This is a genomic window from Microbacterium sp. RU1D (genome assembly GCF_900156435.1).
Lineage (GTDB): Bacteria > Actinomycetota > Actinomycetes > Actinomycetales > Microbacteriaceae > Microbacterium.
The window spans coordinates 511564-536041 of record NZ_FTPQ01000002.1 but is presented as its reverse complement, the minus strand read 5'-3'; the positions used below and the strand labels follow the sequence as shown (position 1 = coordinate 536041).

The following is a 24478-nucleotide window of genomic DNA, read 5'->3' as shown; positions in this document are numbered from 1 at the left end:
GCGGCCCTGCGGCCGTGGAACCTGTAGACTGTAGGGCTCTGTGTGCCCATGATCATGAGGAGGTGGCACCATGCCTCGTGAGCAGGGTGAGAAGCTCATCGCGTCGAACAAGAAGGCGCGCCACGACTACGCCATCGAGAAGACCTACGAGGCCGGCCTCGTGCTGACCGGTACCGAGGTGAAGTCGCTGCGCCAGGGGCGCGCCAACCTCACCGACGGCTACGCGTACATCGACGGAGGGCAGGCCTTCCTCGACGCCGTCCACATCCCGGAGTACTCGCAGGGTCACTGGACGAACCACTCCGCGAAGCGCACGCGCAAGCTGCTGCTGCACAAGGAGGAGATCGTCAAGCTCTCCCACGCGGTCGCCGCCGGGGGATACACCCTCGTGCCGCTGCGCCTGTACTTCCTCGACGGTCGCGCCAAGGTCGAGATCGCGGTCGCCAAGGGCAAGCGCGAGTTCGAGAAGCGCCAGACGATCCGCGAGCGCGAGGACAAGCGCGAGGCCGAACGCGCCATGCGCACCAAGAACCGCCTCGGCGAGTAGGTCGCGTTACTCCGGAGCGCCAGGACAAGCGCGCGGCCGAGCGTGCCATCCGCACCAGCAACCGCCTCGGCGAGTGCGTTCCCTCACTCCGCGCGGAAGCGCCCCTCGACGACCGAGGTCACGACGATCTCCGGCGGCTGCAGGCTGAACGACGACCCCGCGGTCGACGAGCGGCCATCATGCGGGCCCCCGTCGCGGCGAAGGGGCTTTCGGGGCGCGCTCCGAGCAGTCCGGCATCCGCCATCTCGACGGCGGAGACGGATGCCAGTCCGAGCGCGTCGGCGTAGGCGGCGGCGCGCTCGACGGCCACGTGCACGGCTTCGGCGGCGACCTCGCGCTCCGTTCGCGTGCGGGTGTCGGGGGAGAGGCGCCAGTCGACGGCCGTGACCTGCACGTCGTCGGACTCGGTGACGTCGCCGAGCCACCACGACAGGGCACCGGCATCGACGAAGGTGGCCGAGAGCTCCACGCTGGCGTGGTGCACGAGGGGGAGTTGCGCTCCCTCGGCGTTCCACGGCCGGTCCGACCAGACCGAGACGCGCGCGCTGGACCACTCCGACACCTCGCCTGATCTCAGGTGGGCCACCAGGCCGTCCTGCACGACCGAGGCACGCTCCTGCGCCTGCTCGACGACGGGGCCGCGGGAGGGACCGTCGACGGATACGGTGACGCGCACCGCGGCTTCCTCGGCGCGGACGCGGGCGTTGCTCTCGCCGCGGACGGTGATGACGACGTCGCTCATGCGGTGAGCCTACGGGACGACGTCGAGAGGGCGACGGGCGCGACGAGTCGGTGCGGGCGCTCTGTGCGACGGGTCGTCGCCCTCGGGGAATTCGAGAGCCGTCGATGCGTTGTAGACTGTGATGCTCGGGTGCTTCGGCTCCCGGGTGTGGCAACTCAACAGCGTGACAACGGCCGCTCCTTCACGGAGTTCCCGGGGCTGATCGGTTTCGACAGCGTCTGCGAACCCGCGAGAAAGCGGGCCGAGGATGTGGGGTTATCTCGTTAACGCTCCCTGCAAAACAATAAGTGCCGAAACCAAGCGCACTGACTTCGCCCTCGCTGCGTAAGCGAGCCCGATAGTCCGTCAGACCGTGTGTGACCCCGCCACGGATCCTGGCGTCATCTAGGGGTCTTGCTGCGTGACGGCGTCTGGACGTCACGCGGGACTTTTCCCAGGCTGGGCTCGTCGACTTAGGTGTCTGTGACAAAGGTCGGAGCCGAGCAGAACGTCTGCACAGACTGCGCCCGGAGAAAACGCGGAGACCCAGCGTTGGACGGGGGTTCGATTCCCCCCAGCTCCACGAGCCGTTGTCACGACGAGTCATCACCAAAGCCCTCGCTCCCGCCCGTTTCGGCGGGGGCGGGGGCTTTCTCGCGTGTCGGACTGTGCGGGGTTCGGTGCGCCTGTCATCCCGCACTGCGCCGGTCAGCCCGCGCCAGACTCGCCGGCCTGCACTGCGCCGGCCCGCCCGCACTGCGCCCGTCAGCCCGCGCTGCGCCGGTCAGCCCGCGCTGCGCCGGTCAGCCCGCGCTGCGCGTGTGGATGTCGCTCTCGCCCGAGACGCCATTGAGCTCGAGGTAGATGCGTCCCTCGGTGCGCGTCAGCGTGGCGCTGCTGCGTCGATCGATCGCCTCCGACATCCGTTCGACGAAGCCGGGGTCGAAGCTGTGCAGCAGCACCTCGTCGGCGCGGTGGATGCGCTTGCCCGCCCACGCGGCGGCGACCTTCTCGGGGTCGCGGTGGGTGTAGATCGCGACCCGCTCGGCCTTCATGCTGCCGGTGTGCAGGCGGGCGGCATCCGGGGCTCCGACCTCCACCCACGCGACGAGCGCGCCGGTGAGATCGCGCACCATGACGGCCGGTTCGTCGGTCGCGGCGACGCCCTCGCTGAAGGCGATGCCCTCTTCGAACTCGAGGCAGTACGCGAGCACGCGGGTGAGCATGTACGGCGCGGTCTCGGACGGATGCCGCGCGACCCGCAGCGGCAGTTCGTCGTAGACGCCGCGATCGACGTCGGAGAGCTGCACCGTGAAGGTGTGAATGGTCGCGCCGATAGCCACGAGGATCGAGCCTACGCGAGAGCGTGCACCGCCCGTGCCGGGAGCGCGGCGCCCGCGGGGAGCGTTGCCCCGACACGTCGACGCCGCCTAGCGTCGAGGGATGCCAGATCCCCGCGCCCTCCGCATCGACGTCGGTCCGTTCCACCTCCTCCCGACGCCCGACGCGTCCACATGGACCGCCGTGCAGGAGCGCGGCCGGGACGGCGCGGCATCCGGAACCGGGGGCGCTGAAGGCGGGACCGGCACCGTCACGGCCGGCTGGACGGACTGGGTCGCGTTCGCGCAACGGGTGCTGCAGGCCGACGCCTTCTGGCGGGACGTGGAGGCGCGGGGCGACGCGTGGGACGAGGGGTTCTCGGCGGCGCGCGACGCGGAGGCACGCAACCCGTACCGGTGACGGCGGGCCGAGCCGACGACCGACCGCGCGGGCTGCCGGTTCGCCACCCGTGCCGGTGACGGCGAACCGGGCCGGCGACCGGCCGCGCGGGCTGCCGGTTCGCCACCCGTGCCGGTGACGGCGGACCGGGCCGGCGATCGGCCGGGCTAACGCGGGGTCTGGACGAGGATGAGGCTCTGCCGGGTGTCGGCGAGCTTCACGAAGCCGTCGCCGAAGAAGTACGTCAGGCCGTAGCCGTCGGCGCCCCGCCCGTTCAGCCACTCGGGATTCTCGGTGACGTAGGTGCCGTCGGCATCCTTCTCGACTTTCCAGCCGGCCGCGACGAGATCTTTCTGCGCCGAGCGCGCGGTGTCGTCGTCGATCGGCGCCCAGCCGAAGATCTGCACACGGTCGGAGGCGATCTTCGTGTCGCCCCACTTGCACTGGATGCCGTCGTCGAGCGCCGTGGCGCCGATGCGGAACTCATCCTCCTGCGACGTCCAGCCGATGCTCCGGAAATCGTCGGCGGTGGCCTGCGGGATGATGTTCTCGCACGTGGGGTCGGGCGGGGGAGTCTCCTCGGCGGTGGGCGAAGCCGACGGCTCCGAAGTCGACGCGTCCGGTGCGGCGGCGGTCGGCGTCGGCTGGTCACCCGCGGTCGCGGGGGCAGGAGCGGGCGACGTGCAGCCCGCCAGCGCCAGGGTCGCGACGACACCGACGATCGCGATCGCGGAGACGCGCGAGCGAGGGGGTCGGATGGGTGTTTCGGTGGTGGAGCGAGTCATCACGATCCGTCTCCCTCGTGCAGCAGCGCGAGGAACGCGTCGTGCAGCACACCGTTCGTGGCCACCGAGGACTCGGCATCCAGGCGGTCGGTTCCGTCGAACGCGGTGAAGCGTCCGCCGGCCTCGCGCACGATGGGCGCGATCGCCGCGATGTCATACTCCTTCACGCCGAACTCGGCGACCAGTTCGAGCCGCCCCTCGGCGAGCCACATGTATGGCAGGGCGTCGCCGTAAGCGCGGTCGCGCCAGACGGCGCGGGCGAGGCGCTCGAGCGTGGAAACGAGGTCGACGTCGTCCCACTGCTCGATGCTCTGGAAGCTGATGCTCGAGGCCGCGAGGTCGTCGATCTCGGACACCTGGATGCGGCGGGTGTCCCCGGTGGCGGTGGTCGTCCAGGCGCCCTGTCCCGTCGCGGCCCACCAGCGGCGGCCGATCGCGGGCTGGCTCACCACACCCACGGTGGGGACGCCGTCGACGGTGAGGGCGATCAGCGTCGCCCACACGGGGATGCCGCGCATGTAGTTGTGTGTGCCGTCGATGGGGTCGATCACCCAGCGTCGGGAGGTGTCGCCGGAGCTGCCGTACTCCTCGCCCAGGATCCCGTCGGCGGGGCGCTCGGCATCCAGGATCTCGCGGATGGCGCGCTCGGTGGCGAGGTCGGCCTCGGTGACGTGCGTGCGGTCGGGCTTGGTGTCGATGCGCAGATCGACGGCGTCGAAACGCTGCATGGCGACCGCGTCGGCGGCATCGGCCAAGCGGAGGGCGAGTGCGAGATCGTCGGTCGGGTCCGCGGGGGTCGCGGCGGGCTCTTCGATGCGGGACACGGCACCAGGATAACCGGCGTTCCTGGCTCGATTTGGTGTGGTCGTGTCACCCCTGGTAATGTCATTCCTCGGCGCGGAGAGCGAAACTCCGGCCGAACGGAACGCACCTCTAGCTCAATCGGCAGAGCAACTGACTCTTAATCAGTGGGTTCTGGGTTCAAGTCCCAGGGGGTGCACCACCTTCGAGATCCCCTTCACCGCATCGCGTGTGGAGGGGATATCGCGTTCTCCACGCGGGCCGCTTTTCGCCGACGCGGGTGCATTCCCGGAGGAGTCGCCCGCGGGTGAGAAGGCTGCATGCGACCTCGCTCATTTCGTGGCGATCTTTCTGCGGTTCCGGCGGAGGCGGTGTGCAGCCCGTGACCCTCGGCGCGGGCACGAGCAGGTGTGCGCGGACCGGATCCTGCGCATCCCCGGGGCGATGCGCGCCCGCGCGCCGGACGGTGAGCAGGATGGACGCATTGCGCGCATTCCGCGCGCCAGGATCGGGGAAGCGACATGGCCGACGACGAGATCTGGGACGTGACCGACGTGCAGGGCACGCCGACCGGTGGCCTCCACCGCCGCGGCGACGGGCCGGTGCCGGCCGGCTCGTTCCACATCGTGGCTTCCGTGTGCATCGTGTCCGGCACCGGGCGGGTGCTGGTGAGCAGGCGCGCGGAGGGGAAGGACTATCCCCTGGCGTGGGAGTTCCCGGCGGGGAGCGCGCTACGGGGCGAGTCCAGCCGCCGCGGGGCTGTTCGCGAGGTCGACGAGGAGGTGGGGATCACCCTCGCGCCGGATGATCTCGTGCTCGTCGGCCGCGTCGTGGAGGAGCGCGCTCTCTTCGATCTCTGGGCGGCCGCCGTCGAGGGGGAGCCGGCGCCGCGGATCGATCCCGAAGAGGTCCTGGATGCCGAATGGGCCACGCTCGACGAGGTGCGGCGACGGTGGCAGGACGGTCTCTTCGCCACGCCGTGGAACGCGCGCTTCGCTCAGTTCTGGGACGTGCTGGTGACGCGGGTCGCGGAGGTTCGCGGTGCGGAGATCTGACGGGGCTGCGCGCGCGGGGATGCGGGGCGCGGGGTGCCAGGCTCAAAGGATGAATGCGTGGCATCACGGGCTCACCGTGTCTGAGCCGGGTTCCGCTCGGCACGCCCTGCCTGAGCCAGTTCTGCTCGGCACGCCCTGTCTGAGCCAGTTCTGCTCGGCACGCCCTGCCTGAGCCAGTTCTGCTCGACGCACCGTGTCTGAGCCAGTTCTGCTCGACGCACCGTGTCTGAGCCACTTCTGCTCGACGCACCGAGTTTCAGCAGGGCGGCGGATCGACCCCGACCTCGTGACCCAGGGGTGAACGCCTCGCGGCGGACGGCCGCGATACGCCGGCGTCGCCCATCGGCCCACGCGGCGTCGAGGGCCGGGTCGGCGCCGACCCACGGTTCTGGAGCGACGGCGGCGTCGCGAAGGACCATGGCGATGAGGCGGTACTCCTCGGCGGTGTGGCGGCGTCGCTCGACGGAGGCCGCCTCGAGAGAACGGAGCCGGGCATCGGCGACGTCACGGGGGTCGGATGAATTCTCCGATCGTGGCGTGGTCGGGGTCCTGGTGCCGGCTTCGCGACCCGCGCTGCCCTCGTCGGCCTGTGCGTGCCCGGCGGAAGGCCACGGCTCGAGCCAGAAGTCATGACTGGAGACGCCGATGTCGGCAGACGATTCCTCGTCGCCGAAAACCGGCTCGAGAAGTCCGACCTCGATCGCCCAGGCACTGCCAGCCCGCGCGTCGAGGTCGTCGACGGTCGGGGGCGGGGTATCGCGGTGGATCGCCGCTGAAAGGGCCTGCGCCGCGAGAGCGCCGACGCGAAGCGCGCCGGTCCGTGAGACCGGGGACCACCGGCCGGTCTCAGCGACGGAAGTGTTCATATCCGAACGCTAACGCCGACCTCCGACATCGCCGGAAAGGCCCGATCGCACGGTCGAATCGTGCGTGGTGACACCGCCGAGCCCGGCTGGTCTGCCGTCGTGCGAGAACGGTTCCGCGACACCGCCGAGCACGACGGCCGCGCCGCTGTGGGAAATTCTCACGGCGAGCTGGCCTGCCCGTCTCGGGCCCGTGAACACGCACGCCAGCGCCGCGCGGGACCGCCAGCCCCAACGTTCTCCACACCCCGGCGTCCGCGCCCCCCCCCCCCCCCCCCCCGCATCGTGCGACCATTCCTGCATGCCCGCCGACCGCAACGACGACGCGTTCTCAACACCCGCGCAGGAGCACGTGACCACCGACGTCCCCGTCACCGGAGGTGCCCTGCGCCTCAGCGAATGGCATCCGGATGCCGAGGGCGTGCCGTGGCTGCTCGTGCACGGGGTCACCGCGTCGCACCTCGCATGGGCGTGGGTCGCCCGCGAGACGGAGGCGCGGCTGATCGCCCCCGACCTGCGCGGCCGCGGCCGCAGCGCGGCGTCTCGACGGCGCCCCGGCCTGGCGCAGCACGCCGACGACCTGGCCGCCGTCCTTGACGCCTCGCGTGTCGACCGCGCGATCGTCGTCGGCCACTCCATGGGGGCGTTCGTCGCGGCGGTGCTCGCAGATCGACATCCGGATCGGGTCGAGCGGGTCGTGCTCGTCGATGGCGGGCTGCCCCTCGACCTGCCGGTCGGGATGGACCCGCGCGAGGCGGTGCGCCACGTGCTCGGACCGACCGCCGCGCGACTCGACATGCGGTTCAACAGCGTCGCCGAGTACCGAGACTTCTGGCGCGCGCATCCGGCGTTCGCCGGCCGGGAGGATCCGCTCCTCGACGCCTACTTCGCCTACGACCTCGTGGGGCATGAGCCCGACCTGCGTCCCGCAACACGGTTCGCCACCGTCGAGGCGGACTCGCTCGATCAGAACACGGGAGCGGCGATCGCGACAGCACTCGAAAGGATGCCACGCCCCACCCGGCTGCTGGCGGCCGAGCGGGGGCTGCGCGGGGAGGTCCCGCCGCTGTATCCCGACCTTTTGGCACTCGAGAGGGCCCATCCGCGACTGCGCGCGGCGACCCGGGTTCCGGGCGTCGACCATTACTCGATCGTCATGTCCACCGAGGGGGCGCGCGCGGTCGCTGAGGAGGTGCGGCGCGACGGAGGCCCGTAGACGACACGCGAACGGCCGCCCCCGCCGAGGCGCGGAGCGGCCGTCGTTGAACGCGTGCGTTACGCGGCGTCGCCGACCAGCACGGCTGCGCCTTCGTCCGCGGCATCCGGGTGGCTGTGGTCGACGTGCGCGAGCAGGCGGCGGCCGATCAGGATGCACGCCGCCGAGATCGCGACCGACACCGCGGCCATGACGTAGGGAACGCCGGCGCCGTAGGCGTGCCACAGGAGGGCGGCCAGCGGCGGGGCGACCGCGCCGCCGAGGAACCGCACCGCCGAGTAGGCCGAGGACGCCACCGAACGCGGCAGATCGGTGGCTTCCATGACCGCCTCGGTGAGCGCGGTGTTCACCACACCCAGCACGAGACCGCCGACGATGATGCACACCACCAGCGCGGTGGCCGACGACACGATGAACGCGGCGACGAGCAGGTCGACCGCCAGCAGCGGGAGCGCGATCAGCAGCACGGTCGTCAGCCGGAGCCGACGGAGGAGGATCGGGGCGACCCACACGCTCGTGATCGCGAGCCCGACACCCCAGCCGAAGAACGTCAGGCCGATGCCCATCGCCCCGAACCCGAGCGGGAAGGGCGAGAAGGCGAGGAGGGTGAAGAAGCCGATGTTGTAGAACAAGGCCGTGGCCGCGAGGATCGCGAGCGCCGGGCGGCCGAGCGCCTTGAACGGTGCGCTGAACGGCAGCGGGTTACGCGCCGGGGCCGGCCCCCGCAGCAGCACGAGCACCGCGACGAACGCGATCGCCATGAGCGCCACGACACCGAAGAACGGTCCGCGCCAGCTGACCTCGCCCAGGATGCCGCCGAGCAGCGGCCCCACGGCGATGCCGAGGCCGAGGGCGGCTTCGTACAGGACGATCGCGGCCGAGCTGCCGCCCGAGGCGGCGCCGACGATGGTCGCGAGGGCGGTCGAGATGAAGAGCGCGTTACCGAGCCCCCACCCCGCGCGGAAGCCGATCACGGCGTCGACGCTGCCGCTGATGGCGCACAGGAACGAGAACACGACGATGAGCCCGAGCCCCACCAGCAGCGTGGCCTTGGCGCCGATGCGGCTGGAGATCCAGCTCGTCACGAGCATCGCGAGACCCGTCACCACGAGGTAGCTGGTGAACAGCAACTCGGTCTCCACGGGTGTCGCCTGCAGCGAATCGGCGATGGCGGGGAGGATCGGGTCGACGAGACCGATCCCCATGAACGCCACGACGCACGCGAACGCGACGGCCCACACTTGAGCGGGCTGTTTCCAGACACTGGGTGCTGCTGCGGTACCGGTGCTCACCGGACGGCCTCCTTCTGCTTCTTGGAAATCTGTACGGATCCGGATGGGGATTCGGATGCCGGGGACGCGGCCGCCGCGACGGACGGGTGGGGTGCCATCCCGACACGCGACGACAGCGCCGCCGCGGCGACACCGACCGCCTCCCACTCGTCGGCCGAGAGGTCGGCGACGTGCGGCGAGAGGGCGGCGCGGAACTGCTCGTACCACCGCTCCAGGGCCTCGAGGCCCGCCTCCGTTGCGGCGACGACGCTGACGCGGGAGTCACCCGGATGGGCGGCGCGGGCGACGAGTCCCGCGGCATCCATCTGGTGCACGAGACGCGTCATGCCGGGCTGGCTGATGCGACTCAGGGTCGCCAGATCACCCAGCCGCTGCGGGCCGTGGTCGCGCAGCAGCGTCAGGGTGCGCCACTGTGCCGCCGGGGCGTCGTTCTGCGTGTCGAGCGCCGCGATGCGGGTTAGAGCGTGCACCGCGAGCAGGAGTCTCTGCAGGTCGTCGTCACGGGTCATGACGATAAGTATACCCCCGTTATATAACGAGGGTATCTATTTGGTGGAAGGGCGCCGTCGCGACGTCACCGCCCCGCGATCCGCGTCGACAGTTGGTGCGCGTGCGCGAGCAGGATCCGCCCCAGCTCCGCGAGGCGCTCGCCGCCGAAGCGGAACTCGACCCCCGTGAGGCTCAGCGCCCATTGCGGGTCGCCCGCGCGGGTGAACACCGCCGCTCCCACGCCCCAGCTGCCTTCCACGATCAATCCGGGATTGACCGCGTAGCCCCGGGCCTGCGTGTCGGCGATCCGGGTGCGCAAGCGCGCCGGGGCGTGCGACGCGCCCCATCGCTCGGCCAGCTCGGGATGCCGCTCCAGGTACGCGTCCACATCCTGGGGTGGCAGGAAAGCGAGGATCGCGAGTCCCGCCGACGCCACGCCGAGCGGGAAGCGCACCCCCTCCGACAGCACGAACGAGCGGATCGGGAAGCTCCCGTCCTCCCGCACGAGGCACACGGTCTCGTCGCCGCGGCGCACCGAGAGGAACGCGCTCTCCTCCGTGCGGACGGCGAGGGAGCGCACGATGTCGCGCGCCGTGGCGGTGATGTCGAACCGGGATGCCGCGACGCTTCCCATGAGATAGAGCTCCGGCCCCGGCAGCCAGTGCCCGGTCGCCTCGTCGCGGTCGACGAGCCCCTCGACGCGCAGCGCGCTCAGCAGACGGTGGACGGTCGGGCGGGTGAGGTCGGCGTCGCGCGCGAGGTCGCCCACGGACGCGCCCTCGTCGCCCGCGGCGGTCACCAATCGCAACAGGCGCGCGGCGCGCGCGATGGCCTGGGCTCCGGGAACAGAACCCCCCGCCGCGCCGGCGCGGGGGGAGGGAAGCGATGCGTTGTCCACAATGTGGACACTAGGCCGGTCGGCATCCACATGACAAGCGCCGGGTCGCGGAGGCGGGCGCGGGGAGCGCACGGTGGGATCGGGCAGCTACGAAGGAGTCCGCGTGATCGACAAGACCTGGCCCTCGGCCGCCGAGGCCGTCGCCGACATCCCCGACGGGGCATCGCTCGCCGTCGGCGGTTTCGGTCTCTCGGGCAATCCCATCGCCCTCATCGAGGCTCTGCTCGCGCAGGGGACGAGTGACCTCTCCGTCGTCTCGAACAACTGCGGCGTCGACGACTGGGGTCTCGGCATCCTGCTCGGCGCCCACCGCATCCGCAAGATGACCTCGTCGTACGTCGGCGAGAACAAGGAGTTCGAGCGGCAGTTCCTCTCGGGCGAGCTCGAGCTCGAACTCACCCCCCAGGGCACCCTCGCCGAGAAGCTCCGCGCCGGCGGATCGGGGATCGCGGCCTTCTACACGCAGACGGGCGTCGGCACCCAGGTCGCCGAGGGAGGACTGCCCCGCCGGTACGACGGCTCGGGCGTCGTGGCCGTGGCCTCGCCGGTGAAGGACGTCCGCACGTTCGAGGTGCACGGGCAGTCGCGCGAGTTCGTCCTCGAAGAGGCGATCACCACCGACTTCTCGCTCGTCCACGCCTGGAAGGGCGACCGCCACGGCAACCTCGTGTTCCGGAAGGCCGCCCGCAGCTTCAACCCCCTCGCCGCGATGGCCGGTCGCACCTGCATCGTGCAGGTCGAGCACCTCGTCGAACCGGGGGAGATCGACCCGGATGCCGTGCACCTGCCCGGCGTCTACGTGCACCGCATCGTCGAGGTCGGCCCCGACATCGCCAAGCGCGTCGAGAAGCGCACCGTCCGAGAGGAGAACCGCTGATGGCCCTTTCCCGCATCGAGATGGCGTCCCGCGCCGCCCGGGAGCTCGCCGACGGCGCGTACGTCAACCTCGGCATCGGGCTCCCGACGCTCGTCCCCAATCACGTGCCCGACGGCGTCACCGTGGTGCTGCAGTCCGAGAACGGCATCCTCGGTGTGGGTCCCTACCCGACCGAGGACGCCGTGGATGCCGACCTCATCAACGCCGGCAAGGAGACGGTGACCACGTCGCCGGGGGCCGCGTTCTTCGACTCCGCGCTGAGCTTCGGCATGATCCGTGGCGGGAAGATCGACGCCGCGATCCTCGGGGCGATGCAGGTGTCGGCAGCCGGAGACCTGGCGAACTGGATGATCCCCGGGAAGATGGTCAAGGGCCCCGGCGGCGCGATGGACCTCGTGCACGGCGCCGCACGCGTGATCGTGCTGATGGAGCACGTCGCGAAGGACGGCACACCGAAGATCGTCGACGCCTGCTCGCTGCCGCTCACCGGTCGCGGCGTCGTCGACCGGATCATCACCGACCTCGCCGTCATCGACGTGACGGAGGATGGACTCGTGCTCGTCGAACTCGCCCCCGGGGTGGGCGTCGACGAGGTGCGGGCCGCCACCGAGCCGCCGCTGACCGTCAGACTCACCGAGGAGCAGAACGCATGACATCCGAGAACGACGTCGTCATCGTCGCCGCCGCCCGCACCCCGCAGGGGCGCCTGAAGGGGCAGCTCGCGCCGCTCACCGCGGTGCAGCTCGGCGCCGCGGCCATCCGCGGGGCGCTCGAGCGCGGCGGCATCCCCGCCGAGGCCGTCGACGCGGTGCTCGTCGGGCAGGTGCTGCAGGCCGGGGCGGGGCAGAACGCCGCGCGCCAGGCCGCGATCGCCGCGGGCATCGGGTGGGACGTGCACGCCGCGACGATCAACAAGGTGTGCCTCTCCGGGCTCACGGCCGTCATCGACGCCGCGCGCCTGCTGCGCCTGGGCGACGCCACCGTCGTCGTCGCCGCCGGCATGGAGTCGATGACCCGCGCACCGCACCTGCTCATGAACTCCCGCGAGGGGTACGCCTACGGATCCGTCGAAGTGCTCGATCACATGGCCTTCGACGGCCTGACCGACGCCTACGATCGCGAGAGCATGGGCGCCTCCACCGAGCGGGCCAACGCCCGCTACAAGGTGACGCGCGGGGCGCAGGATGCCGTGTCCGCACGGTCCCACCAGCGCGCCGCCGCCGCGCAGGCGGCCGGCGTGTTCGACGCCGAGATCGTGCCGGTGTCGATCCCGCAGCGCAAGGGCGGGCCGGTCGTCGTCACCGCCGACGAGGGCATCCGCGCCGACACCACGGTCGAGACGCTCGCGAAGCTGCGACCGGCCTTCGCCGAGGGAGGGTCGATCACCGCGGGCAACGCCTCGCAGATCTCCGACGGAGCCTCCGCGGTCGTCGTCACCACGCGTGCCGTCGCCGCGGAGCACGGCTGGGACGTGCTCGCGGTCGTGGGCGCCTCCGGTCAGGTCGCCGGCCCCGACAACTCCCTCCACGCCCAGCCCGCGCGGGCGATCGAGAAGGCGCTGCAGAAACAGGGGATCGCGGCATCCGACCTCGACCTCGTCGAGATCAACGAGGCGTTCGGCGCGGTCGTCGCGCGCTCCCAGGCCGAGCTCGGCCTCTCCGACGACGTCGTCAACCCGCACGGCGGGGGCATCGCCATCGGCCACCCGATCGGCGCCTCGGGCAACCGCCTCGTCGTGCACGCCGTCCACGAGCTGGTGCGCCGGGGAGGGGGAACGGCGGCGGTCGCGCTGTGCGGCGGGGGCGGACAGGGCGACGCACTCATCCTTACCCGCTGACACCCGCAGACGAGAAGACGGATGCCACGACCGTCAGGCCGTGGCATCCGTCGATGTCAGGGGATCAGCGCGCGAGGCGCTTCTTCAAGAGCTTGTCCTGCTTCTTCGAGATGGGGGAGTCGCCCGCGATGACGCGACCGCGACGCGCACGACGGGTGTCGACGACGGCGCCGATCGCGAGGGCGAGCGTGATGCCCCAGCTCAACCACGCGAGCGCCGTGCGCCACGTGAACGGCTCGTCGTTCTTGAGGCCGCGCAGGAGCGTGACGCCGCCGGTGATGGCGCTGAGGAGACCGGTTCCGAAGATGTACTGCCGCATGCGCCCAACCTACCGAGGAGCGGGGGCGGATGCCGCTGCTTGACAGCGCCCCCGATCCCGCCGATAAACGCCGTTCATGTCGAGACTCGCGGCTGCTCGCCGTGTTCCGGCATGCACGGCGTTTATCGAGAGAGCGTCCCTGCGCTGAGCGTCCAGCCCCCCGTGAGGGCGAGTCGTCCGCTGTTAGCCTGAGGACGATCCCCGAGGAGGACCTGTGACCCAGGCCGATTTCGTCGTCGTCGCCAACCGCCTGCCCGTCGACCGCACCCCCGATGGTGAGGGGTGGCGGCGCTCGCCCGGCGGTCTCGTCACCGCCCTCGAACCCGTCATGCGCCGCGCCGAGGGCGCGTGGGTCGGCTGGGCCGGCCAAGCCGACGCCACCGTGGACCCGTTCGACTTCGAGGGCACGCACCTCGTGCCCGTGACCCTGTCGGCGTCCGACGTCGAGCTCTACTACGAGGGTTTCTCGAACGACACCATCTGGCCGCTGTATCACGACGTCATCGCGGCCCCGACGTACAAGCGCGCCTGGTGGGACGCCTACGTCAAGGTCAACCGGCGCTTCGCCGACGCCGCCGCCGAGGTCACGGCCGAGAACGGCATCGTCTGGGTGCAGGACTACCAGCTGCAGCTCGTACCCAAGATGCTGCGGGAGCTGCGCCCCGACCTCACCATCGGTTACTTCCACCACATCCCGTTCCCCGCGTACGGCCTCTACGCCCAGCTCCCGTGGCGCAAGCAGGTGCTCGAGGGGCTTCTCGGCGCCGACGTCATCGGTTTCCAGCGCGTGGCCGACGCGGGCAACTTCGCCCGGGCCGTGCGGCGCCAGCTGCGGTACGAGACCAAGGCCAGCGGCATCCTGGTTCCCGAGGGCGAGACGACGCGCGTGGCACTCGCCAAGGCGTTCCCGATCTCGATCGACGCCGACTCCTACATCGAGCTGGCGCAGAAGCCGGAGATCCAGCAGCGCGCGAGGGAGATCCGCGAGGGTCTGGGCAATCCGCGCAAGATCCTCCTCGGCGTCGACCGCCTCGACTACACCAAGGGCATCCGCCACCGCCTCAAGGCCTGGGGAGAGCTGCTCGAAGACGGCCGCGCGACCGTCGAGGACGCCACCCTCGTGCAGGTCGCGAGCCCGAGTCGCGAGCGCGTCGACGCGTACGTGCAGTTGCGCGACGAGATCGAGATGACCGTCGGTCGCATCAACGGCGATCACGACACCACCACGCACACAGCCATCCGCTACCTGCACCAGTCCTACCCGCGGGAGGAGATGGTGGCGCTGTTCCTCGCCGCCGACATCATGCTCGTCACGGCGCTCCGCGACGGAATGAACCTCGTCGCGAAGGAGTACGTGGCCAGCCGCGTCGACAACCGCGGCGTGCTGCTGCTGAGCGAGTTCGCCGGCGCCGCCGACGAGATGGGCAGCGCCCTGCTCATCAACCCGCACGACATCGACGGCATGAAGGATGCCATCGTGCGCGCGCTCGAGATGCCCGCCGCCGAGCAGGGCCGCCGCATGCGGGCGCTGCGCAAACGCGTGCGCGACCACGACGTCGAGGACTGGTCGGAAGACTTCCTCGAAGCGCTCTCGGTGTTCCACGAGAAGGCCTCCACCGCCGCGGCCGCCGCCGAGGTCACCCGCGACGACGACGGGTCGGCCCCCGAGCACGAGCCGATCGACGAGACGGACGCCGGATGACCGGGCCGGAGGCGCTCGCTCCCGTCAGCGCCGAAGAGGGGATGGATGCCGCATGACCGCCGCCGACGCCGCCGTGGAGGCGGTCGCGACCACCGCGTCGCTGCTGATCGCCCTCGACTTCGACGGCACGCTCTCGCCGCTGGTGGACGAGCCGATGTCGGCGCGCATGACGCCGGACGCCCGCGCCGTGCTCGACGACCTGGCGGGCCTGCCGGCCACGACCGTGGCCCTCGTCTCGGGTCGCACGCTCGCCGACCTCCGCGTGATCGCGGAGCATGACGAGTCCTCGCCCTGGTGGCTGATGGGCTCGCACGGGGCCGAGTCGTGGGAGCCGGGCGCCGGTGCCGTCGCGTCCGACGACGATGCTGACGAGCGCGCGCTGCGCGACCGTCTCGCCGCGGAGATCCGCCGCGCCGTCGCCGACCTCCCCGGCGCGCGCGTCGAGCCCAAGCAGTTCGGTCTCGGTCTGCACACGCGGACGGCGGATGCCGAGACCGCTCGCGCCGCGCGGGAGGTGACCGACGGCATCCTGACCGCCGAAGCGCCGTCGTGGCGGCGCCGCACCGGTCACGACATCCTCGAGTTCTCGTTCCGCCACGAGGGCAAGGACTCCGCCGTGGCCCACCTGCGCGAGCGGCTGGGAGCGACTGCCGTTCTGTTCGCCGGAGACGACGTCACCGACGAGGACGCCCTGCGATCGCTGCAGGCGGGCGACCTCGGTGTGCGCGTCGGCGGGGGAGAGACGGCGGCGACCCTGCGGGTCGACGACATCGCGGCCTTCGTGGCCGTTCTCGAGCAGGTGGCCCGCCTGCGGCGCGCGCACACGGGCTGACGCGGGAGCATGGCCGACGTCTCCGCTCCGCGGTTCGATTCGATCCGGATCGAGGTCAGTCGGCGGCGCCCCGACCCGCTATGAATGCACCGTTCACCGCCCGGTCGGCGTCGGGCCCGTGTCGCTCGCAATAGACTTCGAGAATGCCCGCACCGCAGAATCCGAACACCGGCGAGTTCGACATCAAGCCCCGCAGCCGCGTCGTCACCGACGGCATCGAAGCCACCACCTCGCGCGGCATGCTCCGCGCGGTCGGCATGGGCGACGAGGACTGGGACAAGCCCCAGATCGGCATCGCGTCGAGCTGGAACGAGATCACCCCCTGCAACCTCAGCCTCGACCGCCTCGCGCAGGGCGCCAAGGAAGGCGTCCACGCCGGTGGGGGATACCCGCTGCAGTTCGGCACCATCTCCGTCTCCGACGGCATCTCGATGGGCCACGAGGGCATGCACTTCTCGCTCGTCTCGCGCGAGGTCATCGCCGACAGCGTCGAGACGGTCATGATGGCCGAGCGCCTCGACGGCTCCGTGCTGCTCGCCGGCTGCGACAAGTCCATTCCGGGCATGCTCATGGCATCCGCCCGTCTCGACCTCTCGAGCGTCTTCCTCTACGCCGGCTCGATCGCTCCGGGCTGGGTCAAGCTCAGCGACGGCACCGAGAAGGACGTCACGATCATCGACTCGTTCGAGGCCGTGGGCGCGTGCCTCGCGGGCAAGATGAGCGAGGCCGACCTCAAGCGCATCGAGTGCGCCATCGCGCCCGGCGAGGGCGCCTGCGGCGGCATGTACACCGCCAACACGATGGCCTCCGTCGCCGAGGCGCTCGGTCTCAGCCTCCCCGGCTCCGCCGCCCCGCCCTCGGCCGACCGCCGTCGCGACTACTTCGCCCACCGCTCCGGCGAAGCCGTCGTCAACCTGCTGCGTCAGGGCATCACCACGCGCGACATCCTCACCAAGGAGGCGTTCGAGAACGCCATCGCCCTCGCCATGGCGCTCGGCGGTTCGACCAACGTCGTCCTGCACCTGCTCGCCATCGCGAACGAGGCCGAAGTCGAGCTGAACCTCCACGACTTCAACCGCATCGGCGACCGCACCCCGCACGTCGCCGATATGAAGCCCTTCGGCCAGTACGTCATGAACGACGTCGACCGCCACGGCGGCATCCCGGTCATCATGAAGGCGATGCTCGACGAGGGCCTCCTGCATGGCGACGCGCTCACCGTGACGGGTAAGACGCTCGCCGAGAACCTCGCCGATCTGAACCCCGACCCCGTCGACGGCAAGGTCATCCACTCGTTCGACGACCCGATCCACGCGACCGGTGGCATCACGATCCTGCACGGCTCGATAGCCCCCGAGGGCGCCGTCGTGAAGTCGGCCGGCTTCGACGGAAACGTCTTCGAGGGTCCGGCTCGAGTGTTCGAACGCGAGCGCGGGGCGATGGATGCCCTCGAGGCGGGCGAGATCGCCGCCGGCGACGTCGTCGTCATCCGCTACGAGGGCCCCAAGGGCGGCCCGGGCATGCGCGAGATGCTCGCCATCACGGCGGCCATCAAGGGCGCGGGCCTCGGAAAAGATGTACTACTCTTGACGGACGGTCGATTCTCAGGCGGCACAACCGGACTGTGCATCGGCCACATAGCTCCCGAAGCGGTGGACGCAGGTCCCATCGCCTTCGTGCGCGATGGTGATCTGATACGGGTCGATATCGCCGCTCGCACTCTCGACTTGATCGTCGATGAGGCCGAGCTGAGTTCCCGCCGCGAAGGCTGGGAACCGCTTCCCCCGCGCTATACCCGTGGCGTTCTGGCCAAGTACTCCAAGCTCGTGCACTCCGCCGCGGAGGGCGCGGTCACGGGCTGACGGCCGTCCCCTTCTCACCTTCCTACGGTTCTCGAGGTACTCCCATGTCCATCGATTCCCCCACGGCGGCCGTGCCCCGGCCGCCCGCACGCACTGCTCCAGCGCCCGTGATGACGGGAGCGCAGGCGGTCGTCCGTTCCCTCGACCTGCTCGGCGTCACCGACGTGTTCGGTCTCCCGGGCGGAGCGATCATGCCGGTCTACGACCCGCTGATGGATGACGAGCACGTCCGCCACATCCTCGTGCGCCACGAGCAGGGCGCCGGCCACGCGGCGGAGGGCTACGCCGCCGCGTCGGGCAAGGTCGGCGTCGCGATCGCGACCTCGGGCCCGGGTGCAACCAACCTCGTCACCGCCATCGCCGACGCTTACATGGACTCGGTGCCGCTGGTCTGCATCACCGGGCAGGTGTTCTCCACCCTCATGGGCACGGACGCCTTCCAGGAGGCCGACATCGTCGGCATCACCATGCCGATCACCAAGCACTCGTTCCTGGTCAAGACCGCCGAAGAGATTCCCGGCGCGATCGCGGCCGCGTTCGAGATCGCCTCGACCGGCCGCCCGGGGCCCGTGCTGGTGGACATCACGAAGGACGCCCAGCAGGCCGAGGCGCCCTTCGTGTGGCCGCCCAAGGTCGACCTGCCCGGTTACCGTCCCGTCACCAAGGCCCACGGCAAGCAGATCCAGGCCGCGGCGCAGTTGCTCGCCACCGCGCAGAAGCCCGTGCTCTACGTCGGCGGCGGGGCGATCCGTGCCGACGCCTCGGCCGAGCTCAAGGTGCTCGCCGAGGCAACGGGTGCACCCGTGGTGACCACGCTCATGGCCCGCGGCGCGTTCCCCGACTCGCACGAGCAGCACCTGGGCATGCCTGGCATGCACGGCACCGTTCCCGCGGTGCTCGCCCTCCAGGAGAGCGACCTCATCGTCTCGCTCGGCGCTCGCTTCGACGACCGCGTCACGGGCAAGGCGTCGCTGTTCGCGCCCCACGCCCAGGTGGTGCACGTCGACATCGACCCGGCCGAGATCTCGAAGATCCGCACGGCCGACGTGCCGATCGTGGGCGACCTCAAAGAGGTTCTCGTCGACCTGGATGCCGCCTTCCGCGCCGCCGACGCGGAGCACCCGCACGACTACACCGAGTGGTGGACCTACCTGAACGGCCTTCGCGAGGAGTTCCCGCTCGGATACACGCCCACCACCGACGGTCTGCTGTCGCCGCAGCACGTCATCCAGCGCATCGGTGAGCTGACCGGCCCCGAGGGCGTCTACGCCTCGGGCGTGGGCCAGCACCAGATGTGGGCCGCGCAGTTCATCAAGTACGAGCGCCCGAACTCTTGGCTGAACTCGGGCGGCGCGGGCACGATGGGCTACGCCGTTCCCGCGGCCATGGGCGCCAAGGTGGCCCAGCCCGACCGTGCGGTCTGGGCGATCGACGGCGACGGCTGCTTCCAGATGACCAATCAGGAGCTCGCGACCTGCGTCATCAACGACATCCCGATCAAGGTCGCGATCATCAACAACTCGTCGCTCGGCATGGTGCGTCAGTGGCAGACGCTGTTCTTCGACGGACGCCACTCCAACACCGATTTGAACACGGGCCACGGCACCCGCCGCATCCCCGACTTCGTCAAGCTCGGTGAGGCCTACGGCTGCCTCGCGATCCGCGTCGAGAGGGAAGACGAGATCGACGCCGCGATCCAGCTCGCGCTGGACACCAACGACCGCCCGGTCGTGATCGACTTCGTCGTGAGCGCCGACGCGATGGTGTGGCCGATGGTCCCGCAGGGCGTCAGCAACAGCTACGTCCAGTACGCGCGCGATCACTCGCCCGCCTTCGCCGAGCAGGAGGACTGAGATGTCCCGTCACGTCCTGAGCCTCCTCGTCGAGGACAAGCCCGGTCTGCTCACCCGTGTCGCCGGTCTCTTCGCCCGTCGCGGCTTCAACATCGAGTCGCTCGCGGTGGGCGTCACCGAGGTGCCGGGTCTGTCGCGCATCACGGTCGTCGTCGACGTCGAGGGGCTGCCGCTCGAGCAGGTGACCAAGCAGCTGAACAAGCTCATCAACGTCATCAAGATCGTCGAGCTCGACCCCGCGGCATCCGTCCAGCGCGAGCACGTTCTCGTCAAGGTGCGCGCCGACAACGCCAGCCGTTCCAACGTGCTCGAGGTGGTCAACCTCTTCCGCGCGTCGGTCGTCGACTACGCCCCCGACGCCATGGTCATCGAGATCACCGGCGACTCCGGCAAGGTGGGTGCCTTCTTGAAGGCCATCGAGCCCTTCGGCGTGAAAGAGCTCGCGCAGTCGGGCCTGCTCGCCGTCGGTCGCGGCGGCAAGAGCATCACCGAGCGCGTCCTGCGCGGCTGAACCCGTCGGTCCCTCAGCCGGTCGGTCCCTCAGCCGGCCCAAGGGGCCGACTCCCCGAATCCCGTCGGACCCCGACCCTGTCGAAGGGTCCGACATCCCAACCTCACTCGTCCCACAACCCCCGGTCCCTTCGACAAGCTCAGGGACCTGACTCAAGGAGAAACATCCTCATGGCAGAGATCTTCTACGACGACGACGCCGACCTCTCGATCATCCAGGGCAAGAAGGTCGCGATCGTCGGCTACGGCTCGCAGGGTCACGCCCACGCGCAGAACCTCCGCGACTCGGGCGTCGAGGTCGTCATCGCGCTCAAGGACGGCTCCAAGTCGGCCGCCAAGGCGCAGGAAGACGGCTTCGAGGTCAAGAACGTCGCCGACGCCGCCGAGTGGGCCGACCTCATCATGATCCTCGCGCCCGACCAGCACCAGCGCTCGATCTTCGCCGACTCGATCAAGGACAAGCTCACCGAGGGCAAGACGCTCGCCTTCGCGCACGGCTTCAACATCCGTTTCGGCTACATCGACGCCCCCGAGGGCGTCGACGTCATCCTCGTCGCCCCGAAGGCCCCCGGCCACACCGTGCGTCGCGAGTACGTCGCCGGTCGCGGCATCCCCGACATCATCGCCGTCGAGCGCGACGCCTCGGGTTCGGCCTGGGACACCGCGCTGTCGTACGCCAAGGCTATCGGCGGCACCCGCGCGGGTGTCATCAAGACGACCTTCACCGAAGAGACCGAGACCGACCTGTTCGGCGAGCAGGCCGTGCTCTGCGGTGGCATGAGCCACCTCGTGCAGGCCGGTTTCGAGACCCTCGTCGAGGCGGGCTACCAGCCGCAGATCGCGTACTTCGAGGTGCTGCACGAGCTCAAGCTCATCGTCGACCTCATGTGGGAGGGCGGCATCGCCAAGCAGCGCTGGTCGATCTCCGACACCGCCGAGTACGGCGACTACGTCTCGGGTCCCCGCGTGATCTCGCCCGACGTCAAGGAGAGCATGAAGGCCGTCCTCTCCGACATCCAGTCGGGCGCGTTCGCCGAGCGCTTCATCGCCGACCAGGACAAGGGCGCCCCCGAGTTCCTCGAGCTGCGCGAGAAGGAGCAGGGTCACCCGATCGAGGCGACCGGCAAGGAGCTCCGCGGCCTCTTCGCCTGGAAGCAGCAGGACACCGACTACGTGGAGGGCTCGGCCGCTCGCTGAGCGTCCTCCCGCGAACGCCCCGTGGCTCCGGCCGCGGGGCGTTCCGGCGTTTCGAGGCGTGTCCGGTTCCGGATGCCGTGCACCCGGCGTGATCGGCGGGGCGCGACGCGGGCGCGGGGGAGCGCCGCTACCGTGGAGCCGTGAGCACTCCGCGCGATGACGACGCCCTCTCGTGGGGCGGTGACGACGACCCGACGCTCGACGTCGGCGACAAGCGCACGCCCGAGCCGCGTTCGTCGGATCCCGTGCCGCCCGTGTCGGGCGAGCCCGAGCCGCTGCAGCCCGAGCCGCTACAACCGGCCCCCGCCCCGGAGCCGCTGCAGCCCGCCGAGACCACGGCGCCGGTGGCCCGGCATCCGGAGCCCGTGGCGACCGCGAGCGACGAGGACGAGGCGGACGCCGACTCCTCGGGGCCGCTCGGCAACGTCGGTCTCGTGGGCATCGGCATGGTGGCAGCGACCTTCCTGCTCTTCGCTCTCGGCTGGCTCCTCGCGGGGCTGCGACTGCGCGGACTCGGGCTGCCCATCCCCGACATCACCGTGATCGCTCTGACCGTGGGAGCGGTGCTCGCCCCGTTGGTCTGGTTCGTCGCGGTGCTCGTGCTCACCCGTTCGTGGCGCACCTGGCAGCGGTTCCTGCTGCTGATCGTGGGGATCGTCCTGCTCGTCCCCTGGCCGTTCCTCTCGGTGGGAGCCCTCGCATGACCGCCGCCGCCCGCACGCGCGTGCTGCCCACGTGGCTCGTCGTGACCATCGCCGGCGTGTTCGGCCTGTTCTACGCCTACGTCGTGTGGGGTGCGGTCGCGCTGCTGATCACGCAGGTCACCGGCCCGCTCGGACTCAACGCCCTCGGGTGGGTCGTCTACATCCTGCCCATTGTCTTCCCGCTCCTCGCCTTCGGCGTCGCCTTCGCGATCGGCGCGCGTCGGGCGGCGGGGGAGTTCGCTCTGGCCCTGCTCGCGGGTCTCACGCTCTCCGCGGCGTTCTGGTTGGCGATCGTCGGCTACGGCGCGACGTCGTACGGGCTGTACGGGGGCTGAAGGACGGGTCTTCCGGCGGACGCGAGCCGGGGGAGGCGTCGCGGGCTGCGGGTCAGGCGTCGACGACGGCTCGCCGGGACTGCTTCTAACTGACGTTTCGGTTGCAAGCTGCCGCCGAGTCGTCAGCGGGATGCCGTGTCGCGGCGCACCTGCGGGGCGACGGCCGGGCGGGCGGTCGAGCGGCGGGGTTCCGGCATCCGTCCCCTGCGCGTACCCCGCGACGGTGAGACGGCGCAGCGCGGCGCCGCTCCGGGGACCCGGGCGTCCCGCGTCATACGGTCGGGAGCCCGCACACCGCCGCGCTAGGCTGACACACGGCCCGCACGGGTCGTGCGCCCGGTTCGCGCCGGCGGTGCGCGGCGGTGCGCGCCGGTCCCCAGCACCGTTTCGAAGGACGCATCCGTGACGAAGCCCGTCGTGCTCATCGCCGAAGAACTCTCTCCCGCCACGATCGACGCGCTCGGCCCCGATTTCGACGTGCGCAACGTCGACGGGACCGACCGCCCCGCGCTGCTCTCGGCTCTCGCCGAGGCGCACGCGGTGCTCGTGCGCTCGGCCACCCAGATCGACGCGGAGGCCCTCGCGGCGGCGCCGTCGCTGAAGGTGGTCGCCCGCGCCGGTGTCGGCCTCGACAACGTCGACATCAAGTCGGCCACCGCCGCCGGCGTCATGGTCGTCAACGCGCCGACCTCGAACATCATCTCAGCCGCCGAACTGACCGTGGGTCACGTCCTCAGCCTCGCGCGCCGCATCCCCGCCGCGCATGCCTCGCTCGCTCAGGGCCTGTGGAAGCGCAGCTCCTTCACCGGCACCGAGCTGTTCGAGAAGACGATCGGCATCATCGGCCTCGGCCGCATCGGCGCCCTCATCGCCGCGCGCCTGCAGGCTTTCGACATGCGCGTCATCGCGTACGACCCCTACGTCACGGCCGCTCGCGCGCAGCAGCTGGGTGTCACCCTCGTCTCGCTCGACGAGCTGCTCGAGACGAGCGACTTCGTCACGATCCACATGCCGAAGACGCCCGAGACCACCGGCATGATCGGCGCCGACCAGTTGCGCCGCATGAAGAAGACGGCGTACGTCATCAACGTCGCCCGGGGCGGCCTGATCGACGAAGACGCGCTGTTCGACGCCCTCACCACCGGTGAGATCGCCGGTGCCGGCCTCGACGTGTTCTCGACCGAGCCTCCCGCCGAGGGCGGCCCCGCGCGCAAGCTCCTCGACCTGCCGAACGTCGTGGTCACCCCGCATCTCGGCGCCAGCACCGAAGAGGCGCAGGAGAAGGCCGGCGTCTCCGTCGCCCGCTCCGTCAAGCTCGCGCTCGAGGGCGATCTCGTCCCGGATGCCGTCAACGTCGCCGGCGGCGCCATCGACCCGTTCGTGCGTCCCGGTATCGCCCTCGTCGAGATGCTCGGCCAGTTCTTCAGCGGCCTCGCCGACAGCGCCCTCACGAGCCTCGACATCGAGGTGCGCGGCGAGCTCGCGCAGTACGACGTGAGCGTCTACCGTCTCGCGGCGCTCAAGGGCTACTTCAGCCGCATCGTCAGCGAGAGCGTCTCGTACGTGAACGCGCCGCTCTTCGCGGAGCAGCGCGGGGTCGAGGCGCGCCTGGTCGTCGAGGCCGAGAGCCCGCTGTACCGCAACATCACAATCCTCCGGGGCACGCTCGCCGACGGTTCCACCCTCACGGTCGCGGGCACCCTGGCCGGCACCCGCATGGTGCCCAAGGTGGTCGCGATCAACGGCTACGACATCGAGGTGCCGATCGAGCAGCACCACATCGTCATGCGCTACGCCGACCGCCCGGGCATCGTCGCCATCTACGGCCAGAAGCTCGGCGAGGCCGGCATCAACATCGCGGGTCTCCAGGTGGCGGCTCAGGATGCCACCGGCCGGGCGCTCTCGGTGCTCACGGTCGACTCTCCCGTGCCGGACGAGATCCTCGGCGCGATGCGCGAGGCCGTCGGTGCCGACCTGTTCCGGCAGATCGAGATCGTCGAGGGCTGAGACCGCTCACGTCACGGGGGGAGGGGGTCGCTGCGGCGGCCCCCTTTCTCGTGCTGC

General features: G+C 70.6%; 24 protein-coding genes, 1 tRNA gene and 1 other RNA gene. 18 read left to right on the top strand and 8 right to left on the bottom strand.

Features of this window, described 5'->3' with window-relative positions; all coding sequences use genetic code 11:
- Positions 1 to 70: 70 nt before the first annotated feature.
- Positions 71 to 547 carry an SsrA-binding protein SmpB gene (gene smpB, locus B0B15_RS11335; protein WP_076676126.1) on the top strand — a complete coding sequence of 159 codons (477 nt, stop codon included), beginning with the start codon at positions 71 to 73 and terminating at the stop codon, positions 545 to 547.
- 118 nt (positions 548 to 665) lie between these two features.
- Here smpB and B0B15_RS11330 read toward each other — a convergent pair whose 3' ends face one another.
- The gene (locus B0B15_RS11330; RefSeq protein WP_256334282.1) at positions 666 to 1289 is read right to left on the bottom strand and encodes an SIMPL domain-containing protein; all 624 of its coding nucleotides are present in this window, start codon (positions 1287 to 1289) and stop codon (positions 666 to 668) included.
- A gap of 194 nt (positions 1290 to 1483) precedes the next feature.
- Here B0B15_RS11330 and ssrA point away from each other — a divergent pair.
- Positions 1484 to 1854, top strand: a transfer-messenger RNA (tmRNA) gene (ssrA, locus tag B0B15_RS11325).
- Positions 1855 to 2071: 217 nt separating this feature from the next.
- Here the strand turns inward: ssrA and B0B15_RS11320 are convergent.
- Entirely contained in the window at positions 2072 to 2611 is a 540-nt protein-coding gene (locus B0B15_RS11320) for a YaeQ family protein (RefSeq protein ID WP_076676124.1), read from the bottom strand.
- Positions 2612 to 2711: 100 nt separating this feature from the next.
- Here B0B15_RS11320 and B0B15_RS11315 point away from each other — a divergent pair, with 100 nt between their 5' ends.
- The gene (locus B0B15_RS11315; RefSeq protein ID WP_076676122.1) at positions 2712 to 3008 is read left to right on the top strand and encodes a hypothetical protein; all 297 of its coding nucleotides are present in this window, start codon (positions 2712 to 2714) and stop codon (positions 3006 to 3008) included.
- A gap of 146 nt (positions 3009 to 3154) precedes the next feature.
- On the opposite strand, the gene B0B15_RS11310 is transcribed toward B0B15_RS11315, so the two are convergent.
- Together B0B15_RS11310 and B0B15_RS11305 are read right to left on the bottom strand one after the other, a co-directional pair.
- Entirely contained in the window at positions 3155 to 3772 is a 618-nt protein-coding gene (locus B0B15_RS11310) for a hypothetical protein (protein WP_076676120.1), read from the bottom strand.
- Complete coding sequence (locus B0B15_RS11305; protein WP_256334281.1) at positions 3772 to 4596, bottom strand: inositol monophosphatase family protein; 825 nt, start codon at positions 4594 to 4596, stop codon at positions 3772 to 3774. The genes B0B15_RS11310 and B0B15_RS11305 overlap by 1 nt, the downstream gene beginning before the upstream one ends.
- 103 nt (positions 4597 to 4699) lie before the next feature.
- Between B0B15_RS11305 and B0B15_RS11300 the strand changes: the two genes are divergently transcribed.
- The 3 genes from B0B15_RS11300 (at position 4700) to B0B15_RS11290 (ending at position 7707) form a co-directional block, all read left to right on the top strand.
- Positions 4700 to 4775 (top strand) — tRNA-Lys (locus B0B15_RS11300).
- Between the two features lie 319 nt (positions 4776 to 5094).
- Positions 5095 to 5628 carry an NUDIX hydrolase gene (locus B0B15_RS11295; protein ID WP_076676118.1) on the top strand — a complete coding sequence of 178 codons (534 nt, stop codon included), beginning with the start codon at positions 5095 to 5097 and terminating at the stop codon, positions 5626 to 5628.
- Positions 5629 to 6792: 1164 nt separating this feature from the next.
- Positions 6793 to 7707: an alpha/beta fold hydrolase gene (locus B0B15_RS11290; RefSeq protein WP_076676116.1), complete on the top strand. Its 915-nt coding sequence runs from the start codon at positions 6793 to 6795 to the stop codon at positions 7705 to 7707.
- A 59-nt stretch (positions 7708 to 7766) separates the two neighbouring features.
- Here the strand turns inward: B0B15_RS11290 and B0B15_RS11285 are convergent, their stop codons facing one another.
- The 3 genes from B0B15_RS11285 to B0B15_RS11275 all read right to left on the bottom strand — a co-directional run bounded on the left by B0B15_RS11285 (position 7767) and on the right by B0B15_RS11275 (position 10386).
- Positions 7767 to 8999, bottom strand: coding sequence for an MFS transporter (locus B0B15_RS11285; RefSeq protein WP_076676115.1), 1233 nt, complete (start codon positions 8997 to 8999; stop codon positions 7767 to 7769).
- Positions 8996 to 9508 carry a MarR family winged helix-turn-helix transcriptional regulator gene (locus B0B15_RS11280; RefSeq protein ID WP_076676113.1) on the bottom strand — a complete coding sequence of 171 codons (513 nt, stop codon included), beginning with the start codon at positions 9506 to 9508 and terminating at the stop codon, positions 8996 to 8998. The genes B0B15_RS11285 and B0B15_RS11280 overlap by 4 nt, the downstream gene beginning before the upstream one ends.
- A gap of 65 nt (positions 9509 to 9573) precedes the next feature.
- Positions 9574 to 10386, bottom strand: coding sequence for an IclR family transcriptional regulator (locus B0B15_RS11275; protein WP_076676111.1), 813 nt, complete (start codon positions 10384 to 10386; stop codon positions 9574 to 9576).
- 103 nt (positions 10387 to 10489) lie between these two features.
- Between B0B15_RS11275 and B0B15_RS11270 the strand changes: the two genes are divergently transcribed.
- From B0B15_RS11270 to B0B15_RS11260, 3 genes are read left to right on the top strand one after another with little or no spacing between them, the layout of a single operon-like run.
- Positions 10490 to 11263, top strand: coding sequence for a CoA transferase subunit A (locus B0B15_RS11270; protein ID WP_076676109.1), 774 nt, complete (start codon positions 10490 to 10492; stop codon positions 11261 to 11263).
- Positions 11263 to 11916, top strand: coding sequence for a CoA transferase subunit B (locus B0B15_RS11265; protein WP_176776624.1), 654 nt, complete (start codon positions 11263 to 11265; stop codon positions 11914 to 11916). The genes B0B15_RS11270 and B0B15_RS11265 overlap by 1 nt, the downstream gene beginning before the upstream one ends.
- Complete coding sequence (locus tag B0B15_RS11260; RefSeq protein ID WP_076676107.1) at positions 11913 to 13100, top strand: acetyl-CoA C-acetyltransferase; 1188 nt, start codon at positions 11913 to 11915, stop codon at positions 13098 to 13100. The genes B0B15_RS11265 and B0B15_RS11260 overlap by 4 nt, the downstream gene beginning before the upstream one ends.
- Before the next feature lie 64 nt (positions 13101 to 13164).
- Here B0B15_RS11260 and B0B15_RS11255 read toward each other — a convergent pair whose 3' ends face one another.
- Positions 13165 to 13419, bottom strand: coding sequence for a cytochrome c-type biogenesis protein (locus B0B15_RS11255; protein ID WP_076676105.1), 255 nt, complete (start codon positions 13417 to 13419; stop codon positions 13165 to 13167).
- A gap of 214 nt (positions 13420 to 13633) precedes the next feature.
- Here B0B15_RS11255 and otsA point away from each other — a divergent pair, with 214 nt between their 5' ends.
- From otsA to serA, 9 genes are all read left to right on the top strand, one after another.
- Entirely contained in the window at positions 13634 to 15121 is a 1488-nt protein-coding gene (gene otsA / locus B0B15_RS11250; RefSeq protein ID WP_256334280.1) for an alpha,alpha-trehalose-phosphate synthase (UDP-forming), read from the top strand.
- A 52-nt stretch (positions 15122 to 15173) separates the two neighbouring features.
- Entirely contained in the window at positions 15174 to 15953 is a 780-nt protein-coding gene (otsB, locus tag B0B15_RS11245; RefSeq protein ID WP_076676103.1) for a trehalose-phosphatase, read from the top strand.
- Between the two features lie 143 nt (positions 15954 to 16096).
- Positions 16097 to 17815, top strand: coding sequence for a dihydroxy-acid dehydratase (gene ilvD / locus B0B15_RS11240; protein WP_076676101.1), 1719 nt, complete (start codon positions 16097 to 16099; stop codon positions 17813 to 17815).
- A gap of 44 nt (positions 17816 to 17859) precedes the next feature.
- Positions 17860 to 19668 (top strand): acetolactate synthase large subunit, encoded by a 1809-nt coding sequence (locus B0B15_RS11235; protein WP_076676099.1) that lies wholly within the window; start codon positions 17860 to 17862, stop codon positions 19666 to 19668.
- 1 nt (position 19669) lies between these two features.
- A complete protein-coding gene (gene ilvN / locus B0B15_RS11230; protein WP_076676098.1) occupies positions 19670 to 20179 on the top strand; it encodes an acetolactate synthase small subunit in 510 nt (169 codons plus the stop codon).
- Between the two features lie 170 nt (positions 20180 to 20349).
- Positions 20350 to 21375, top strand: a complete 1026-nt coding sequence (gene ilvC / locus B0B15_RS11225) for a ketol-acid reductoisomerase (RefSeq protein WP_076676096.1) — start codon at positions 20350 to 20352, stop codon at positions 21373 to 21375.
- Between the two features lie 140 nt (positions 21376 to 21515).
- Positions 21516 to 22079, top strand: a complete 564-nt coding sequence (locus B0B15_RS11220; RefSeq protein ID WP_076676094.1) for a hypothetical protein — start codon at positions 21516 to 21518, stop codon at positions 22077 to 22079.
- Positions 22076 to 22414, top strand: a complete 339-nt coding sequence (locus tag B0B15_RS11215; RefSeq protein ID WP_076676092.1) for a bacitracin resistance protein — start codon at positions 22076 to 22078, stop codon at positions 22412 to 22414. The genes B0B15_RS11220 and B0B15_RS11215 overlap by 4 nt, the downstream gene beginning before the upstream one ends.
- 402 nt (positions 22415 to 22816) lie before the next feature.
- Positions 22817 to 24421 (top strand): phosphoglycerate dehydrogenase, encoded by a 1605-nt coding sequence (gene serA / locus B0B15_RS11210; protein ID WP_076676090.1) that lies wholly within the window; start codon positions 22817 to 22819, stop codon positions 24419 to 24421.
- Positions 24422 to 24478 lie beyond the last annotated feature (57 nt).

Coding starts and splice junctions, on each gene's coding strand:
- smpB (WP_076676126.1), top strand. CDS start 71: ATGCCTCGTGAGCAGGGTGAGAAGCTCATCGCGTCGAACAAGAAGGCG.
- B0B15_RS11330 (WP_256334282.1), bottom strand. CDS start 1,289: ATGAGCGACGTCGTCATCACCGTCCGCGGCGAGAGCAACGCCCGCGTC.
- B0B15_RS11315 (WP_076676122.1), top strand. CDS start 2,712: ATGCCAGATCCCCGCGCCCTCCGCATCGACGTCGGTCCGTTCCACCTC.
- B0B15_RS11310 (WP_076676120.1), bottom strand. CDS start 3,772: ATGACTCGCTCCACCACCGAAACACCCATCCGACCCCCTCGCTCGCGC.
- B0B15_RS11295 (WP_076676118.1), top strand. CDS start 5,095: ATGGCCGACGACGAGATCTGGGACGTGACCGACGTGCAGGGCACGCCG.
- B0B15_RS11290 (WP_076676116.1), top strand. CDS start 6,793: ATGCCCGCCGACCGCAACGACGACGCGTTCTCAACACCCGCGCAGGAG.
- B0B15_RS11280 (WP_076676113.1), bottom strand. CDS start 9,508: ATGACCCGTGACGACGACCTGCAGAGACTCCTGCTCGCGGTGCACGCT.
- B0B15_RS11265 (WP_176776624.1), top strand. CDS start 11,263: ATGGCCCTTTCCCGCATCGAGATGGCGTCCCGCGCCGCCCGGGAGCTC.
- B0B15_RS11260 (WP_076676107.1), top strand. CDS start 11,913: ATGACATCCGAGAACGACGTCGTCATCGTCGCCGCCGCCCGCACCCCG.
- B0B15_RS11255 (WP_076676105.1), bottom strand. CDS start 13,419: ATGCGGCAGTACATCTTCGGAACCGGTCTCCTCAGCGCCATCACCGGC.
- otsB (WP_076676103.1), top strand. CDS start 15,174: ATGACCGCCGCCGACGCCGCCGTGGAGGCGGTCGCGACCACCGCGTCG.
- ilvD (WP_076676101.1), top strand. CDS start 16,097: ATGCCCGCACCGCAGAATCCGAACACCGGCGAGTTCGACATCAAGCCC.
- B0B15_RS11235 (WP_076676099.1), top strand. CDS start 17,860: ATGTCCATCGATTCCCCCACGGCGGCCGTGCCCCGGCCGCCCGCACGC.
- ilvN (WP_076676098.1), top strand. CDS start 19,670: ATGTCCCGTCACGTCCTGAGCCTCCTCGTCGAGGACAAGCCCGGTCTG.
- ilvC (WP_076676096.1), top strand. CDS start 20,350: ATGGCAGAGATCTTCTACGACGACGACGCCGACCTCTCGATCATCCAG.
- B0B15_RS11215 (WP_076676092.1), top strand. CDS start 22,076: ATGACCGCCGCCGCCCGCACGCGCGTGCTGCCCACGTGGCTCGTCGTG.